At 62.8% G+C, this 613-nt stretch carries 1 protein-coding gene; it reads right to left on the bottom strand.

The features are described from left to right. Nucleotides 1–34 precede the first annotated feature (34 nt). A partial coding sequence (locus EOA29_RS39215) for a sugar phosphate nucleotidyltransferase (protein ID WP_245468829.1) occupies nt 35–613 on the bottom strand: 579 nt, incomplete at its 5' end.

Genomic DNA, 613 nt, shown 5'->3' with positions numbered 1-613 from the left:
CTCCAGCACGCCGTCGAGGCCGAGCGGCCTGACCTCAAGCACCTCGTTCCTCCGTCAGATCGGCAACGCGCTTGCGCAGATAGGCAGCATACTCATTCTTGCCCAGGCGCGCCGCGCGTTCCAGAACCTTTTCGGCGCCGAGCCAGCCCTGCTCTAACGCGATCTCCTCCGGGCAGGCGACCTTGATGCCCTGGCGATGCTCGATCGTGCGCACGAAGGAGGCCGCTTCATGCAGGCTGTCATGCGTGCCGGTGTCGAGCCAGGCATAGCCGCGGCCAAGCTGATGCACCTGCAATTGCCCGCGTTCGAGATAGACGTTGTTGACCGCTGTGATCTCGAGCTCGCCGCGCGCCGAGGGACGGATCGTCGAGGCGATATCGACGACGTCGTTGTCGTAGAAATAGAGACCAGTGACGGCCCAGTTCGACTTCGGCTTCTGAGGCTTCTCCTCGATCGTCAAAGCCCTGCCGGTGGCCTTGTCGAACGAGACCACGCCGTAACGCTCCGGATCGTCGACATGGTAGGCGAATACCGAGGCGCCGCTTTCACATACCGCCGCGGTGCGACAGAGCTGCGACAGGCCTTCGCCGAAATAGATGTTGTCGCCGAGAAT

The organism is Mesorhizobium sp. M1E.F.Ca.ET.063.01.1.1, from assembly GCF_003998155.1.
GTDB lineage: Bacteria > Pseudomonadota > Alphaproteobacteria > Rhizobiales > Rhizobiaceae > Mesorhizobium.
Note: the sequence above shows the minus strand (reverse complement) of the source record. Positions and strands in the feature narration are given on the sequence as shown.